A 16,973-nucleotide genomic window follows, 5' to 3' on the forward strand; every position below is an offset into this window, starting at 1 on the left:
ATAAATGGGTGATTTAATCGGGATTGCGTTATTAATCTTGATGAGTGCGTTATTTGCGATGTCAGAAATTTCGATTGCCGCTTCACGCAAAATTAAGTTAAGAGTCATGGCGGATGAGGGAAATGTGCAAGCTTTGGCGGTTTTAAAGTTGCAAGAGCAGCCTGGGGCTTTTTTCGCCATGATCCAAATTACGCTCAATGCGATTGCGATATTAGGCGGGATTGTTGGCGAGCAAGCATTGTCTCCTTATATGCAAGAAATATTACAGCTGTTTTATCAAGGTCCATTACTTGGGCAAATTAGCTTTGTATTATCGTTTTTAATTATTACCTCGTTATTTATTTTATTTGCAGATTTACTACCAAAGCGTTTAGCGATGATTTTACCTGAGGCCGTTGCGGTGAGGGTGGTGACGATTATGCGCTGGGTGACATTTGCGCTCACACCACTGGTATTATTTTTTAATGGCTTAACCAATATTGTTTTACGGGTGTTTAAAGTACCCAGTGAACGTGAAGACATTGTGACCACTGAAGATATTGTTGCGATGATGGATGCAGGTGCTGAGTATGGCAGTTTACAGCAACAAGAGTATGATTTAATTGGTAATGTATTTGATTTAGAAGCGCGTTTTTTATCAAGTGTTATGTCGCCGCGCGAGCAAATTGTTTATTTTGATATTGATGAATCTAGCGACGATATAGCAAATAAAATTATAGATCACCCGCACAATCACTTTTTAGTGTGTAAGGGTAACCTTGATAAGTTAATTGGCTCTGTTGAGTCTAAAGATATTTTACGTCAAGTACTCAAAGGAGAGGCGGCTAACATTAACGATGATATGCTTGATAAGGATATTTTTTATTTACCAGAAACATTAAGTCTATCTGAGGCGCTAAATGCCTTTAAAACGGCGGTGCACCCTTTTGCGGTAGTGGTTAATGAATATGCGCTGGTGGTTGGGATTGTTACCGTTAAAGATTTAATGAAAGGTTTTATGGGTGATTTAATAACACATCAAAGTGAAGAATTAATTATTGAGCGTGACGCTAACTCTTGGTTGGTTGATGGTTTAACGCCGATTGTTGAACTAGCTAAGGTCCTTGAAATTGATGAATTCCCTGATCAAAATCATTATGAAACTGTGGCAGGGTATTTAATTTATACTATGAAGCATATTCCAAAACGGGCAGAATTTATTTTGTTTTCAGGTTTTAAATTTGAAGTTGTGGACGTGGAAGGAATTCGTATTGAGCAGTTACTAGTCTCTAGAGTTAATACTGATAACGAATAATAACAGCTCACATAGCATAAGAGCAGCTAATGTTATTTCATTAGCTGCTTTTTTATGGGTTTTGCTGAAATAACGCCGCTATTTTTTGCCTTATTTGTGTTACTAACGTATTCAATTGTAAAAATGTGTAAATATTACTCAGTGGCTATTTTTAATTGCTTTACTATAGTTTAGAATGATCGTTCATTCTAAACTAAAAGGTATTTGTCATGCAGCGTTCCCGCATCGCTTTTTTTGTATTTTCGGCCCTCGTTGGTTCTGTTGCTCTAAGTGGTTGTGATCAGGTAGCTGAACAACCAAAGGCGTCTGCTCCTGCAGCGACACCGGTTGGTGTGATCACATTAAAAAGCCAAGCTATTACACTTAAAAAAGAATTACCAGGGCGTGTGAGTGCATCTCAAATTGCACAAATTCGCCCTCAAGTCAGTGGTATTGTTCAATCTCGGTTATTTGAAGAAGGCACACAGGTTGAGCGAGGCCAGGCGCTTTATCAAATTAACCCTGACATTTTTGAAGCGGAATTAGCAGCCAGCAAAGCGGCCGTTGCGCGCGCAGAGGCTGGTATTGCAAGCAGTAAATCTAAAGCATCGCGTTATAAAGAATTGCTAGAAATTAAAGCGGTAAGCCAACAAGACTTTGATGAAGCTGACGCCGCTTATAAGCAAGCATCAGCAGAATTATTAACAGCAAAAGCGCAGTTACAAAGCGCACAAATTAATCTTGATTACAGTCATGTAAATGCGCCTATTAGTGGTCAAATTAGTAAATCAAGTGTGACTGTGGGTGCATTAGTGAGCGCAAATCAAGAGATAGCATTGGCAACAGTAACGCAATTGGATCCTATTTATGTTGACCTAACACAATCAAGTAACGAGCTCACACAATTAAAAAAAGCCTTAGCTGATGGTTCACTGAGTGTTGATGCGCAAATACAAACCGATGTTGAACTAATGATGGAAGATGGTTCTATTTATCCTCATAAGGGAACGCTTCAATTCTCAGAGGTAACGGTAGACCCAAGTACGGGCTCTGTGACTTTACGGGCTAAATTTCCAAACCCTGAAAAACTCTTGCTTCCAGGTATGTATGTTCGTGCTCAAGTTGTTGAAGGTGTTAAATCGAACGCCATATTAGCGCCACAACGGGGGGTGAGCCGCAACACTAAAGGTGAACCGACAGCAATGGTTGTTAGTAACGAAAACACCGTTGAAAGTCGCGTGCTAAAAGTAGAACGTACTTTAGGGTCTAACTGGTTGGTGAGCGAAGGCTTAGCCGAGGGCGATCAATTGATTGTTGAAGGGCTTCAGAAAATTCGCCCTGGCGCACCGGTTGCTGCATCGCAAGTATCGTCTTCAGCAAATAATAGCCAATAACGGAGAAGTTCATGTCACGATTTTTTATCGATAGGCCTATTTTTGCCTGGGTACTGGCTATTGTCGTTATGCTTGCAGGTATTATTGCGGTTAAAAATTTACCCGTTGCTCAGTATCCGTCTATTGCGCCCCCTGCTATTACGATTACAGCTAATTACCCAGGTGCTTCTGCGCGTACTTTAGAGGATTCGGTTACTCAGGTTATTGAACAAAAAATGAAAGGGTTAGATGGCCTGCTATATATGTCATCAACGTCTGAATCAAGCGGTTCAACAACACTGACACTGACCTTTGATGCCGAAACTAACCCTGATATTGCACAGGTACAAGTACAAAATAAATTAGCCAGCGCGACCCCTTTACTACCTGAAGAAGTTCAACGTCAGGGTGTTGTGGTTGCTAAGTCATCGTCTAGTTTTTTACTTGTTGTTGGTTTTGTATCGCAAGATGGCAGTATGACCAATATTGATATTGGTGACTATGTTTCATCAAATGTGCAAGATATTGTGTCACGTGTAGACGGGGTAGGCGAAGTTGAGTTGTTTGGCTCTCAATACGCAATGCGTATTTGGTTAGATCCCGCTAAATTACAAAACTACAAGTTAACCCCAAACGATATATCTGCGGCTATTAAAGCGCAAAATGCACAAGTGTCTGCGGGTCAGCTCGGTGGTATGCCGTCATTGGCTGGGCAGCAACTTAATGCCACGGTCACCGCTCAAAGTCGATTACAAACACCTGAGCAGTTTAAAGATATTTTGGTGAAAACGAATGCTGATGGTTCGATTGTGCGCCTTCAAGATGTGGCAAAAGTTGAGCTTGGTGGCGAAAGCTACGGTGTGGTTGCGCGTTATAATGGTAAACCGGCATCGGGATTAGGTGTAAAGTTAGCCAGTGGTGCGAATGCGTTGGATACAGCGCAAGGTGTAAAAGATGCACTTGAAGAGCTTAAGCCGTTTTTTCCGCAGGGGCTTGAAGCTGTTGTTCCTTATGACACCACGCCTTTTGTTGCATTATCAATTGAAAAAGTAGTGCATACGCTAATTGAAGCAGTTGTTTTGGTATTTGTTGTAATGTATTTGTTTTTACAAAACTTTAGAGCAACTATTATTCCAACTATTGCAGTACCTGTAGTATTGCTGGGTACATTTGGTATTTTATTTACTTTCGGATACTCAATTAATACCCTCACTATGTTTGCTATGGTGCTTGCTATAGGTTTACTGGTAGATGATGCGATTGTTGTTGTTGAAAACGTTGAGCGTTTAATGACCGAAGAAAAACTCTCGGCAGTTGAAGCAACACGAAAATCAATGGATGAAATTAAAGGGGCGCTTGTTGGTATTGCTATGGTGCTTTCGGCTGTATTTATTCCTATGGCATTTTTTAGTGGCTCGACAGGGGTCATTTACCGCCAGTTTTCTATTACGCTAGTTTCAGCAATGGGTCTGTCGGTACTGGTTGCGCTTATATTAACACCTGCTTTGTGTGCCACGTTGTTAAAGCCAAGCCATGTTCATAACAGCGACTCATTCATAGGGCGTTTTTTTACAGGCTTTAACCGTCGATTCGATAAAACTAATCAAGGGGCGCAAGGTTTTGTTGGGCGGATGATCAAACATTCAAAGCGTTACTTGCTAAGCTATGTATTGATTGTTGGTGGTATGGTCACTATTTTTTCAAGCTTGCCAACCGCATTTTTACCCGATGAAGACCAAGGTATTTTGTTTACCCAAGTCATGCTACCTGCTGGCGCTACTTCAGAGCAAACGCTTGAGGTGGTTAAAAAAGTTGAGAACCACTACCTAGAAGATCAATCTGAAGCCGTGCGTTCGGTATTTAGTGTTATAGGCTTTAGCTTTGCAGGTTCAGGACAAAACTCAGCAATTGGCTTTGTGGGCTTAAAACATTGGGATGAACGTCAGCGTGATGATTTATCTGTTGGGGCTGTTGCAGGAAAAGCGATGGGCTATTTTTCAACAATTAAAGAAGCGTTTGTATTTGCGTTTCCCCCTCCGGCTATTGTTGAGCTAGGTACAGCAAATGGCTTTAATATGTTTTTGCAAGACCGTGTAGGTTTAGGTCATGATGAGTTATTAAAAGCACGCAATCAATTATTAGGTATGGCGAGTCAAAGCCCAATTTTGGCAGGTGTTCGTCCTAATGGTCAAGAAGACATGCCTGAATTACAGCTTGATATTGATCTTGCAAAAGCAGAAGCACTCGGCTTATCGCAAGGTGATATTAATAATACGCTTTCAACGGCGTGGGGTAGTAGCTACGTTAATGATTTTATCGACCGTGGTCGCGTTAAAAAGGTGTACCTGCAAGGTCAAGCCGATGCGCGTATGGTGCCTGAGGACTTAAATAAATGGTATGTGCGTAATAAAAACGGCGATATGGTGCCATTCTCTGCATTTGCCAGCTCTCACTGGTCTTATGGTTCGCCTCGTTTAGAGCGTTATAATGGGTTTTCAGCAATGGAAATTCAAGGCAGTGCGGCGCCTGGTTACAGCACAGGCCAGGCTATGGATGAAATGGAGCGATTAGTTAGTCAGTTACCACCAGGGTTTGCCTCTGAATGGACTGGTATTTCATATCAAGAGCGTTCAAGTGGTGGCCAAGCACCTATGCTATATGGGCTATCCCTTTTATTTGTATTTTTATGTTTAGCTGCGCTTTATGAAAGTTGGTCAATACCCTTTGCGGTAATGATGATTGTTCCGCTGGGTATTTTAGGTGCAGTTTTAGCCGCTTTTATGGGGGGGTTATCAAACGATATTTACTTGCAAGTAGGGTTATTAACCACCATTGGATTAGCGTCTAAAAATGCTATTTTAATTGTTGAATTTGCCAATCATAAAATTGATGAGGGCTTAAGCTTAGCTGACTCGGCTATTGCGGCGGTACGTCTTCGCCTACGCCCTATTTTAATGACCTCAATGGCCTTTGTGTGTGGTGTACTGCCATTAGCCATTGCTTCAAGTGCAGGCTCAGGCGCACAAAATGCTTTAGGTATTTCAATTATTGGTGGAACACTTGCTGCTTCGTCACTGGTGGTTATTTTTGTTCCGTTATTTTTTGTTTTAGTACGCAGACTCTTTTCGGGTAAACGTAAAACGGCCTCGCAGGAGCAAGTGTAATGAGTTTAAAAGCAATCAGTCTTAGTGCCTTAACGTTAGTCATTTTATCTGGATGCCAATTAGCACCTAAACAAGAAACGCTTAATTTACCTGTCCCTGATGCGTATGCATCAGAGACAGGGGATGAGCAGGTATCCTCATTAAAGTGGCAGCAGTTTTTTAATGATGAAAAGCTCATAACACTGATATCACAAAGTCTTGAGCATAATAAAGATCTACAAATTGCCGCTTTAAATGTGCAGCGAGTGCGAGGCTTATATCAGATCGAAGATGCCGCGCTATATCCTTCACTCGATTTTAATGCATCAGGCAATCGTCAGCGTTTACCCGGTGATTTATCAGCAAGTGGTCAGCCCCAAATTAGTTCTCAATACAGTGCCACTGTAGGTATGACAGCTTATGAGCTAGATTTATGGGGAAAAGTGCGTAATCAGTCAGCGCAGGCTTTACAAACGCTTTACTCCACACAGCTTAGTCAATACAGCATGCAGGTATCGTTAATTTCTGAGCTTGCTAACGCGTGGCTAAATTATGCGACCGATCAGCAGCTACTGGCGTTGGCCAAAGAGACGTTATCTTCGCAACAGGCGTCTTTATCTTTAACACAAAAAAGTGTTGATTTGGGCGCTGCTTCGAAAATTACTCTCGAGCAATTAAAAAGCACCGTGGCAACGGCTAAAGTCGATATTGCTAAATATCAGCGTTTGCTCAAGCGCGACAAAAATGCGCTTGATTTATTAGTAGGTACAACGGTTAGTAATGAGTTGCTGCCGTCAGTAAAGTTAAATACCCTGCTTGACTTACCTGAGGTTCCAGTTGGTTTGCCTTCTGATTTACTAACACAGCGACCTGATATAAAAGCTGCTGAGCATCAATTATTAGCCGCAAATGCCAACATCGGTATTGCACGTGCTGCTTTTTATCCAAGTATTAGTTTAACTGCCAATGCGGGTACTGCATCAAATGATTTAAATAATTTATTTGATGCAGGCTCTGGCACATGGAGCTTTATGCCATCAGTAAATTTACCTATTTTTAATATGGGTCGAAATCAAGCGAATTTAGATGTAGCTAATGCTCAGCGGCAAGTTGCAGTTGCAACTTATGAGCAAAAAATTCAGCAAGCATTTCGTGAAGTAGCTGATGTACTCGCTAATAGAAAAGGGTATAACGCACAGTTAATGGCTCTTGAGGAGTTATTACAAAGTCGAAAGACAACCTTTGAATTATCGCAAGCGCGTTACGATAAAGGGGTTGATAGCTTTTTACAAGTGCTCGACGCTCAGCGAACTTGGTATAGTGCACAGCAACAATTGATTACGGGTCAACAAGCATTGCTTGCAAGCCAAATCAACTTATATAAAGCCGTTGGTGGTGGCTGGGAAGCTACAAACACAAATATTGAGTAAAGTAGTCTGATAAGGCTTGTTGGCTATGGCAGGTTTTATGCGAGTAAAGTAATGCTGTTTAACGTTTAGCTTTGTTACTACAAGATAAACGTTAAACATTTCGAGTTAAGTAGCTCGGTGGTGGAGTTTTAAATGAGTCCTAAAGGTAAAAAGCACCTTGATCCGGTGCAAGCACAAGCGCGTCGTGATCAAGTATTAACGGCTGCGGCTGATTGTTTTCGCCGTAAAGGCTATCATGGTGCGGGCATGGCAGAGATAGCCCGAACAGCAGGGATGAGCGCCGGTCATATATACAATTACTTTGATAGTAAAGAAGCGATTATTGAAAGTATTATTGAAAAAGACATGCAAGAGATGTTTTCAATATTTCAAGAGTTTGAAGATCAACCCGGTGATATTTTAACGGTATTACTTGATGGTTTGCATCATGGTGTAGAGCGCCACATGGATACAGGTGCTTGCGTTGTTGACCTAGACATGATGGCAGAGGCAAGTCGAAATAAGAAAGTTGCTTTATTACTGCGTGAGGCTGACACACAAGCACGTAACAGAATGCGTGATTTATTAGTCAGCGAAAGTAGTTTAATTAAATCACATTCAGAGCAAGAACTAGAAAGCCGTATTAATGTGATTTTTTCGGTGATGGCAGGGCTTTTATTACGCAAAATGCTGTTTCCTGAATTGACCGAAGAAACAGTTTTGATTGCGCTGCGACCGGCAATGAAAACATTATTGATGCCATTTAATAACCAATGAGACAGCTCATTAGTATGAATATTTGACTGATCTTGTTGTAAATATGAAAGAGTTACCGTGTTTTAAAACGGGTTTAATTTAAGCTTAATAAATAAAGCTAAGTGGGCTGCTGTAAAGAAAAGTACCTGCTTTTGCTGTTAAAAGCCTGTATTAACAAAGGCTTATTTTTAGTAATAGAGTACTAGCACCTTAGGCGTAACGACACCATGTAAGATAAGTTGCTTTTTTGGCGTATTACTTGCTAATTAGGGTTGGCGCTAATGTGGCGCTGCCAATACAAAGGAGAGCATATGTGGGCTGCAATCGGTTATCTTTTAACAGCATTGGTCTTTATAGCTATGGGGCTGGAAGTTAACTCTGTTTACTTCGCAGTGGCTTTTTTTTGGGCGGCTTTGTCGTTGCTTTTAGTCAGCGGTGCTTATTTTTTTAATGCCGGCAAAGTATTTAGAAAGCGTGAAAACGGCGTTATCCCTTTTTATATCCGCTGGGCATTTGTTCCTTTTTTACTCGGGGCGCAAATTTATAATGCATGGTCGCGTAAACACGATAAAGTACCACCTATACAGCAAATAAACGATAATTTATTTTTAGCCTGTCGTTTATTTCCCTCCGATATAGATACATTAAAAGAAAACGGCATTACCGCTGTTTTAGATGTAACCTGTGAATTTGACGGTCTAGAATGGACCTCTACCCAAGAAAATATTAACTATTTGAACATACCTGTACTTGATCATAGCGTCCCTACGCGTTCACAACTAAACCAAGCGATTAACTGGATCCATCATCATATAAAAAAAGACCGCCGTGTTGTGGTGCATTGTGCGCTTGGTCGTGGTCGTTCGGTTTTTGTGATGGCTGCGTATTTATTGAGTCAGAATAAGGAGGCTGATGTTCATGATATTCTTGCGCAAATCAAAGAAACACGCGAAACAGCCAATCTTAACAAACGCCAATTACGCCACTTGGTAAAACGCCATCGAAGCGGGGAGTTGCTGATAAAAAACAAAGCGTATTTAATTGCTAACCCAGTGTCGGGGACTAAGTTATGGTCTGAAAAAGAACATTTAATTGTGGCGCGTTTATCCGCTTATTATGATTTAACTGTTTTAAAAACGACACCTCAAAACAATGGTATTACACTGGCTAAACAGGCTATTGAGCACGAGCCTGATATTGTTATTGCCTGCGGTGGTGATGGAACCGTGACAGAGGTTGCAAGTGTATTAGTAAATACGTCATGTCATTTAGGAATTATACCGCTGGGTACTGCAAATGCATTGGCGCATGTACTGATGGGCATAAAATCTAAATTTATACCCGTAGAGCAAGCCTGCGATTTAATTATTGATGGTCAAACCAATCTAATTGATACCGCATATTGTAATGATGAGTTGATGTTATTGTTAATTGGTATCGGTTTTGAGCATGCAATGATTGAAAAAGCGGATAGAGAGTCGAAAAATAAATCGGGACAGCTAGCTTACATAAATGGTTTTTTACATTCATTTGGTGAAAATAAAGCGCAACAGTTGACAATTAAACTCGATGACAATGAGCCAAAAGCGATTAACACCAATAGTTTTATTGTGGCAAATGCAGCGCCATTCACAACCCTTTTAGCACAAGGGGGTGGTCAGCCGGATCACCGTGATGGTTTATTGGATGTAAACTGGTTAACACCGAATAAAGATAACGAAACCACTGTATTGAGTATCGCTGAGCTGCTGTTTAGTAGCATTACGCAAACACATTTAGCCATAGATTCACATTATACTAATGCAAAACGGGTCGAAATAAGCGCTGATGAAACACTTAAGTACGTAATTGACGGTGAGGTTAAATCTGCCGATAAAGTGGTGGTGAGCATTAACCCAGGGTCACTTAATGTTATATGCCAAGAGCAAAATTAAATCACTAAAAAGGCGTAAATGTTACGCCATTTGGCACTTATTTACTTTTTAATAGAAGGCCACACAAAACCCGATGCATCAGGTTGCGTGGGCTTAGCGTGTTTTAACTTATTTTTGGGCTTACGTAATGGTTTGTTGTTAATAGTATGAATATAAAGTGCTTCAACTTTATCTCTTGCCCATGGGGTTTTACGTAAAAACTTTAAGCTTGATTTTATGCTTGGCGAATCGGTAAAACATTTTATATTTACTTGCTCGCCCATTGTTTTAAAGCCTAAACGTTGCTCAAGCTCAACAAGTATTTGCTCTAGGGTTACCCCATGAAGCGGGTTTTTTGGTTGATTATTCATAGTTACACTGCTTTTTTAAACTGTGCACATTGTAACGTATCCCGCTACATCTTGATAGCTTGCAGGATCGTGCGCTAAAGTGACTAATTGTTAATCAAAATTAATTAACGGTAATGGTTGCAGGTTTCTTTGGGTAAATAAGGTTACCTTGCTTATCGAGCTTTAACCACATTAATTGACTGTTGTTATGCTGAGGGTGCTTAGTGGCGCATACTAGCGTAATTGAATGAACTTGCAGCAAAGCCCCTTCGCTGTAACGTTTATTATCATACCAGCACTCAGTATGAGTGCTAACAAGTTGGGTTGCATCAACGAATGGGCGTGTTTTTATTGTATTAGCGCTGCTTAAAGTTGAAAAACATAAGTATGCAGTACCAATAAAAAAATTGAAAAAATAACGCATGAATAACCTCAAGGTGTTTAAAATAAGCACACTTAGCAAAAAAAACATGCTAGGGTAATATAACAAGTAAAACACAGAACAATAAAAAGGTGAACACATATGCTATTTAATCAAACCATGATTGACGAATTTACACTCTTGGCAAAGTTTCCACGTGAAAGCAAAATGCAGGGAATTAAACTACATTCTGATGCTGAACCTGCTTTATTAAGCGCAGCACAACGATTATTCGAAAAGGGAATTATAGATAGCCCAGATGGTGGTTATTTAACTGATCTGGGCTTAGATTTAATTGATCACGTCACTGTTATACACAGTGCGTTAAAAAGTTAGTTTGCATCAGCTTGGTTCTCAGGCGCTGCATCAATAAAGGCTGATAATTCATTACAACGCTGATATACGGCTGTTATTTTAGGGAAAGCAGCCATATCAACGTTAAAACGAATGGCATTAAATACCTGCGGCACTAAACACACATCAGCTAAGCTTGGTGAGTCGCCTGCGCAAAATGTATTTTTGCTATCAAGCATACGCTCTATTTTTTCAAAGCCTACTTCAACCCAGTGTCGGTACCATTTATTTTTTGCATCATCATCAACATTAAGTTCACTGCTTAAATATTTAAGCACGCGCAAATTATCAATAGGGTGAATATCACACGCAATCGCGTAACTTAAATTGCGAATGTGCGCTTTTTGCCATGCATTACCTTGCAGTAATGGGACTTGTGGGTATTGATCTTCTAAGTATTCTAAAATAGCTAAAGATTGCCCTAATACGCCGTCTTCAGTTTCTAAAGCAGGTAACAGTCCTTGTGGGTTTTTCTGCAAATAATCTGCGCTTTGTTGCTCAGATTTTAATAAATTAACGGGTACTAATTGATGATCAATATTTTTTAGGTTTAATGCGATGCGCACACGATATGCTGCAGATGAGCGAAAATAAGTATAAAGCTTCATGGTTCAATTATCCTTGTGGGCCACTGTAGTGTTTTTTAATCGTACGCCAGCAGTCTGTGTAGTTTGGTTGGCGCTCTTTGCCATCTAGTGCGTATTTTGTTGGTGAAATAACGTAACGTGATTCAAACATAAATGCGAGGGTATTTTCATAGCGTTGCGGTTCAAGCTCAGCGTTAGAGGCCTTTTCAAATACATCCGCTTCAGGACCATGCGGCGACATACAATTATGTAAACTCATACCACCAGGTACAAACCCATGCTCTTTGGCATCGTACACACCTTCAATTAAGCCCATAAATTCACTCATAATATTACGGTGATAATAAGGCGGGCGGAAGGTGTTTTCAGCCACCATCCAGCGTGGTGGAAAAATAGCAAAATCTATATTAGCAACGCCTTCGGTGCCTGACGGCGAAGTGAGTACTGTAAAGATAGACGGATCGGGGTGATCAAAGCTCACTGTATTCATTACATTAAAGCGCGCTAAATCATATTTATATGGCGCACTGTTTCCTGTCCAAGCAACGACATCTAAAGGGGAGTGGCCAATATCACAGCGGAACATATTACCGTTGAACTTAGCAACCAGTTCAAAATCACCCTCAATATCTTCAAAGGCAGCTACCGGGTATTGAAAATCGCGGTCGTTAGCGTAGCCGTTGGCGCCCACCGGACCACGCTCAGCTAACACATAAGCATGACCATAGTTTTCACAAATATACCCACGCGCTGTATCACTTAATAATTGCACCTGAAACTTAATACCACGTGGAATAACTGCAATTTCACCGGCTTTAATACTTAAATGCCCAAGTTCTGTTCTCAGTAATAATTCCCCGTGTTGTGGTACAAATAACATTTCGCCATCGGCGTTATAAAAAAAGCGCTTATCCATCGATTTATTGGCAACATAAACATGAATGCCAATACCGGCTTGCCCATTGGCACTGCCGTTTGCAGCCATCGTTATTAAGCCATCAATAAAATCGGTTGGCGTAGTGGGAATATCAATGGGATCCCAGCGCAGCATGGTTGGTGGAGTCGGCACTTCAGTAATGGGAGCGGTTCTAATTAAGCCGTTGTCTATGGCTCTATAATCGCCTTGCACAACCGAGGGGCGAATACGATACATCCACGTGCGGCGGTTATCGGCGCGAGGAGCGGTAAATGCAGTGGTACTGAATTGCTCTGCGTATAAATCATATTTTACTTTTTGCGGACTAAATTGCCCAATCGGTAATGCACCAGGCAGCGCTTCGGTTTCAAATTCATTGCCAAAGCCGGTCATGTAGTTTAATTGTGTCGCCATTACTGACTCCTGTGAAAGTGGGGGAGTGTTATATTTTTGTTATTTACGCTAAGATACTCTCAAGTGAGAGTAATATCAAATATGCTGATCACGACCGTTGTAAATAAAAGTGAACAGATAAAAGTCGTATGTAAATAAATAAGTGATTCAATATGAAAATAGATTTAGCGAGGTTTTTACCTTATCAACTAACACACTTAGCAACACAGGTAAGTAATGACTTTGCTTGCGTTTATAATACTGAGTTTGGTCTAAGTGTTCCACAATGGCGAATACTGGCTAATTTAGCGCAATATGGGCAAAGTACCGCAAAGCAATTATGCAGCCAAGCAGATATGGATAAATCGACGGTCTCAAGAGCGGTAAGGGCGCTGAGTGAGAAAGGTTATATCCGCTGTAAAGTGAATGATGATGATAAGCGTGCCACACTTTTAGTACTTAGCAAAAATGGAGAAGCATTGTACGAAAAAATAACGCCACAGGCATTGCAATGGGAGCAAGCATTATTAAGCTGTCTGTCGAATGATGAACAACACCAGCTAATCGCTATTTTTGAAAAGTTAAAAAATAAATTACAGGCATAAAAAAGCCCACAATGTGGGCTTTTGAATACACTAATTTAATTAATCAAATTAGAAGGTGTAACGAACACCTACACGCATTTCCCATAATGACGCACCAGTTTGCACTGAAGTATTTGCGTTATTACCGTTAAAGCCTGAGTAAACGTAACGACCTTGGTCATCTAAAGATGTTGATATCATGCTTGCGCCAACGAAAGGACCTTTCTTAAGTACGCCCCAGTCATCATTTAGCATATTTGTAAGGTTGTCGATTACGAAGAATGCTTCACCTTTATGGCCTTCCATAAAGCCTGGTAATTCTTGTGTAATCTTAAAGTTAAACTTAACAAACCAATCTGAATTTTGTTGGTTACGGCCTGCAATTTCACCGCGTTTAAGCCCTTCAGAAGCAATGAAGTCGTTAAACTCATTGATTTCATCAGCCGACATGTCGTAAACAACGTTTGGATCGTTTTCAAGTGGAACGTAAAGTAATTGACGGCTACCATTCCAGCTATCATCACCCCAGACACTGTCACTTCTATTATATGTAAAGCTGTAAGGTAGGCCTTTATATGCTTCACCGTAAAGGTTAAAGCGTGTTTCAAAGCCGTCTACAAACTCATGCTTGTAACCAAGCGTCATAGTAAAACGATGCGGAATTTCATAATCTGAAGATGCAACACCAGGGTTACCAGGGTTTGAAAGCGCGATGTTACCGTAGTTAGAACCTGCGGTAGAGCTAGTCATTGGATTTACATCGTCTGCATCAGTGTATGCATAACCAAAGCTAAAGTTAATACCATTGTCATACATTTTACTGATTGCAGCAGAGATAACTGAAGCATCACCACTGTTACCACTTACGTTGGTAAGTAGTAAATCACCACTGCGACCATCGATTTCTTCATAAATAGGGCGGCCATCAAAAGTGGTCTCGCCGCTATCTTGAAGTGAAATATCACGCATTACTGCAGCATCTTTTTTCTTTGAGTATAAGTAATCTAAAGAGATTACGTACTCGTCTTCAGTTGTGTATGTAGCACCAAGTGAGTATTTCCACTCTGAAGGAATTTCGAAATCAGGGTCTACAGCATTAACTGTTGCATCGCCTACGCCAATTTCAGTATTTGCAACAATATCGAACATTTCTTGAGGTACGTCAAAACCAGGGGTACCGCCATTTACGTTAGCTGTATTAAATAAATCTACACCACGAAGCTGTGTACTAATATTTGTAATACCGTCGTTAGAGTATGAGTTAGATAGCCAAACGTTAGGGTTACCACCAGAGAACAAGCCTAGACCAGCACGCACTTCAAGTTCATCTGTTGCATACCACTGAAAACCAACACGTGGTTGCAGTAAGTCAATACCATCAAATGTTGCTTGGTTACTGTAACCGTAGCGGTTAGTGAAGTTTTGGTTAAAATTAGGAACATCGTCGCTTGTGTACTTATCATAACGTAGACCAAACTGAATTGTTGCGTCTAAGTCAGAGAATGCGTATTCATCTTGAACGTAGAAAGTATGCTGAGCATATGAAAAACTAGCCGCTGCATCATTTGGATCATTTGTACCAGCCGCATTGTTGTAGTAAATACGGTCAGCTATACCAGCTTCAAAAGCATCGATACCACTAGTGCCTGCATCATTGTCATTGAAGAAGCGCCATTCACCTTGCGTATGCTGAACAAATAAGTTGAATACAGAAAGTTCCTCAAACTCATAGCCAGCAGTAATAGTGTGTTGGTCTAAGTAGTAAGTACCAGCAACTTTAAATGTAGTTGTGTCGTAATCTAAATCGTTTGATTGACGAGAATCATCTGGGCCAATGAATACAGTACCACCTTTAGGCGTACTAATTTGCATTTCACCAAAACTACTTGCAGCGTCTAATGATTGAACAGTGGCATCTAGTTCTGATTTACCTAAACGAACTTCAGTAGAAAAATCATCTGACCAATCAGAATATACAGAACCAATAATTGAGGTAAACTCTGCGCTTTGATCATAGAAGTGGTTTGATAATGAAACGCGGCTAGAACCTGTGTCCGACTGAGAAATTGTATTACCGTCGTTGTAGTTATAAATTAAGTTTGCACGGTGATTTTCGTTGATGTTCCAATCTAGTTTTACTAAGATTTTTTCATCTTCAACAGGCATACTAGAAGGCATACCACCTACATCGTAACCGTATAGAGATTGGGCAATATCCGTAATACGAGTAATATCGTCAGCTGTTACGCTGCCAGTGTTTAAACCGTCGTAGTTAAACTGGCGGACACCTTCAAACTTTTCGTAAGAAGTAAATAGGAATAATGTGTCTTCAACTAAAGGTAAGCCAACGTTGAAACCGTAACGTTTTTCAGTGTAGTCACCGTTATCAACGTCGTTGCCTTCAATCTTGTCGCCTTTCATTGAGTCGCTAGTGTAATCGTAGAATACGCCACCATGAATGTCGTTGCCACCAGACTTTGTTACAGCATTAATGTTACACGATGTAAAACCACCGTATTGCACGTCAAATGGAGCTAGTTCAGCTGAAACCTGTTCAATTGAATCAAAAGAGAATGGTGCGCGAATAGTAGGATAACCATTAGAGCTTAAGCCAAAGTTGTCGTTCATGCGAACGCCGTCAAGTGTTAAGCTGTTGTAACGAGGATTACCACCGCCACAGTTTATTGAACCACGGCTGTCATCAATTGTAATACGCGGGTCAATACGAATAATATCTTTTAAATCGCGGTTAATAGCGGGTTGATTTTCAAGATCGCTTAACGTAAATGTAGATGCAGGGCCTGTGCCGCCAGACATAGCACTAATTGGAGCACCTGTTACTACTATTTGTTCCATATTTGATTGCGGTTCAAGTGAAACATTTACAGGGTAGTCGCTACCAATGTTCAAAATAATATTATTGAACTCTTGGTCAGCGTAGATGTCTGAGTCTACGATTACTTTATAAGGGCCACCAACACGAAGACCTTTAGCAGTAAAGTAACCGGCGTCATTTACTTGTGTAGTTTTAACAGAACCTGAAGGAACGTGTAAAATAGTAATTTTAGTTCCTGCAGCGGGGTTACCGTTTGGTCCCATTATTTGACCTTTAATTGCAGAGGTAGTTTCGTTTGCAATTGCTGCACCACTTACACCAACACATGCTGCAATAGCAAGTGATAGTGCTGTTTTGCGAAGTTGAAATTTCATTTTATTTTCCCGTGTAATTAAATAAACTTTTAATAGCTTTTTATTTTAATTTTGAGTAAAGGGATCGAAAAATCCAATTAACCAAAATACTTACATAGTGTACCTCATTTGTTTGTTACAAATAAAATACAACTGTAATCATTTTATTATAAAATACTTTATTCGCTAGTTTTAGCGTCATATCTTTGCCTTAATATTTTATTTATAGATAGTAAGTAGATTTTATGACAAACATATGAAAAGTTGTTTTTTTTTTATAAAAAAGCCATTACATGCATGCAATGGCTTTTT

13 protein-coding genes are annotated in these 16,973 nt (G+C 40.3%); 8 read left to right on the top strand and 5 right to left on the bottom strand.

Translation table 11 applies throughout. The features are described from left to right. The first annotated feature begins 4 nt into the window (after positions 1–4). From KG708_RS10365 to KG708_RS10390, 6 genes are all read left to right on the top strand, one after another. Complete coding sequence (locus KG708_RS10365) at positions 5–1,294, top strand: hemolysin family protein (protein WP_213609552.1); 1,290 nt, start codon at positions 5–7, stop codon at positions 1,292–1,294. A 209-nt stretch (positions 1,295–1,503) separates the two neighbouring features. Beyond that, positions 1,504–2,667 (top strand): efflux RND transporter periplasmic adaptor subunit, encoded by a 1,164-nt coding sequence (locus KG708_RS10370; protein ID WP_213609554.1) that lies wholly within the window; start codon positions 1,504–1,506, stop codon positions 2,665–2,667. An 11-nt stretch (positions 2,668–2,678) separates the two neighbouring features. Continuing rightward, positions 2,679–5,810, top strand: a complete 3,132-nt coding sequence (locus tag KG708_RS10375; protein ID WP_213609556.1) for an efflux RND transporter permease subunit — start codon at positions 2,679–2,681, stop codon at positions 5,808–5,810. Continuing rightward, on the top strand, positions 5,810–7,219 hold the full coding sequence (locus tag KG708_RS10380) for an efflux transporter outer membrane subunit (RefSeq protein WP_213609558.1): 1,410 nt from the start codon (positions 5,810–5,812) through the stop codon (positions 7,217–7,219). The genes KG708_RS10375 and KG708_RS10380 overlap by 1 nt, the downstream gene beginning before the upstream one ends. Before the next feature lie 132 nt (positions 7,220–7,351). Then, positions 7,352–7,975, top strand: coding sequence for a TetR/AcrR family transcriptional regulator (locus KG708_RS10385; protein WP_213609560.1), 624 nt, complete (start codon positions 7,352–7,354; stop codon positions 7,973–7,975). 290 nt (positions 7,976–8,265) lie between these two features. Continuing rightward, a complete protein-coding gene (locus tag KG708_RS10390; RefSeq protein ID WP_213609562.1) occupies positions 8,266–9,888 on the top strand; it encodes a diacylglycerol kinase family protein in 1,623 nt (540 codons plus the stop codon). Between the two features lie 41 nt (positions 9,889–9,929). Here the strand turns inward: KG708_RS10390 and KG708_RS10395 are convergent, their stop codons facing one another. Together KG708_RS10395 and KG708_RS10400 are read right to left on the bottom strand one after the other, a co-directional pair. Continuing rightward, positions 9,930–10,238 (bottom strand): VF530 family protein, encoded by a 309-nt coding sequence (locus KG708_RS10395; RefSeq protein ID WP_213609564.1) that lies wholly within the window; start codon positions 10,236–10,238, stop codon positions 9,930–9,932. Between the two features lie 100 nt (positions 10,239–10,338). Further along, positions 10,339–10,641 carry a DUF1496 domain-containing protein gene (locus KG708_RS10400; protein ID WP_213609566.1) on the bottom strand — a complete coding sequence of 101 codons (303 nt, stop codon included), beginning with the start codon at positions 10,639–10,641 and terminating at the stop codon, positions 10,339–10,341. Between the two features lie 99 nt (positions 10,642–10,740). On the opposite strand from KG708_RS10400, the gene KG708_RS10405 reads away from it, so the two are divergent. After that, positions 10,741–10,974 carry a TIGR02647 family protein gene (locus tag KG708_RS10405; protein WP_213609568.1) on the top strand — a complete coding sequence of 78 codons (234 nt, stop codon included), beginning with the start codon at positions 10,741–10,743 and terminating at the stop codon, positions 10,972–10,974. Here KG708_RS10405 and maiA read toward each other — a convergent pair. Further along, on the bottom strand, positions 10,971–11,600 hold the full coding sequence (maiA, locus tag KG708_RS10410) for a maleylacetoacetate isomerase (protein WP_213609570.1): 630 nt from the start codon (positions 11,598–11,600) through the stop codon (positions 10,971–10,973). The two genes, KG708_RS10405 and maiA, sit on opposite strands and share 4 nt — an antisense overlap. A 7-nt stretch (positions 11,601–11,607) precedes the next feature. Then, positions 11,608–12,909 (bottom strand): homogentisate 1,2-dioxygenase, encoded by a 1,302-nt coding sequence (gene hmgA / locus KG708_RS10415; RefSeq protein ID WP_213609572.1) that lies wholly within the window; start codon positions 12,907–12,909, stop codon positions 11,608–11,610. Between the two features lie 152 nt (positions 12,910–13,061). Here hmgA and KG708_RS10420 point away from each other — a divergent pair, with 152 nt between their 5' ends. Further along, positions 13,062–13,493: a MarR family transcriptional regulator gene (locus KG708_RS10420; protein ID WP_213609574.1), complete on the top strand. Its 432-nt coding sequence runs from the start codon at positions 13,062–13,064 to the stop codon at positions 13,491–13,493. Positions 13,494–13,541: 48 nt separating this feature from the next. Here the strand turns inward: KG708_RS10420 and KG708_RS10425 are convergent, their stop codons facing one another. Beyond that, positions 13,542–16,682: a TonB-dependent receptor gene (locus KG708_RS10425; protein ID WP_213609576.1), complete on the bottom strand. Its 3,141-nt coding sequence runs from the start codon at positions 16,680–16,682 to the stop codon at positions 13,542–13,544. Between the last annotated feature and the right edge of the window lie 291 nt (positions 16,683–16,973).

The sequence above is a fragment of the Pseudoalteromonas sp. genome, assembly GCF_018402495.1.
GTDB lineage: Bacteria > Pseudomonadota > Gammaproteobacteria > Enterobacterales > Alteromonadaceae > Pseudoalteromonas.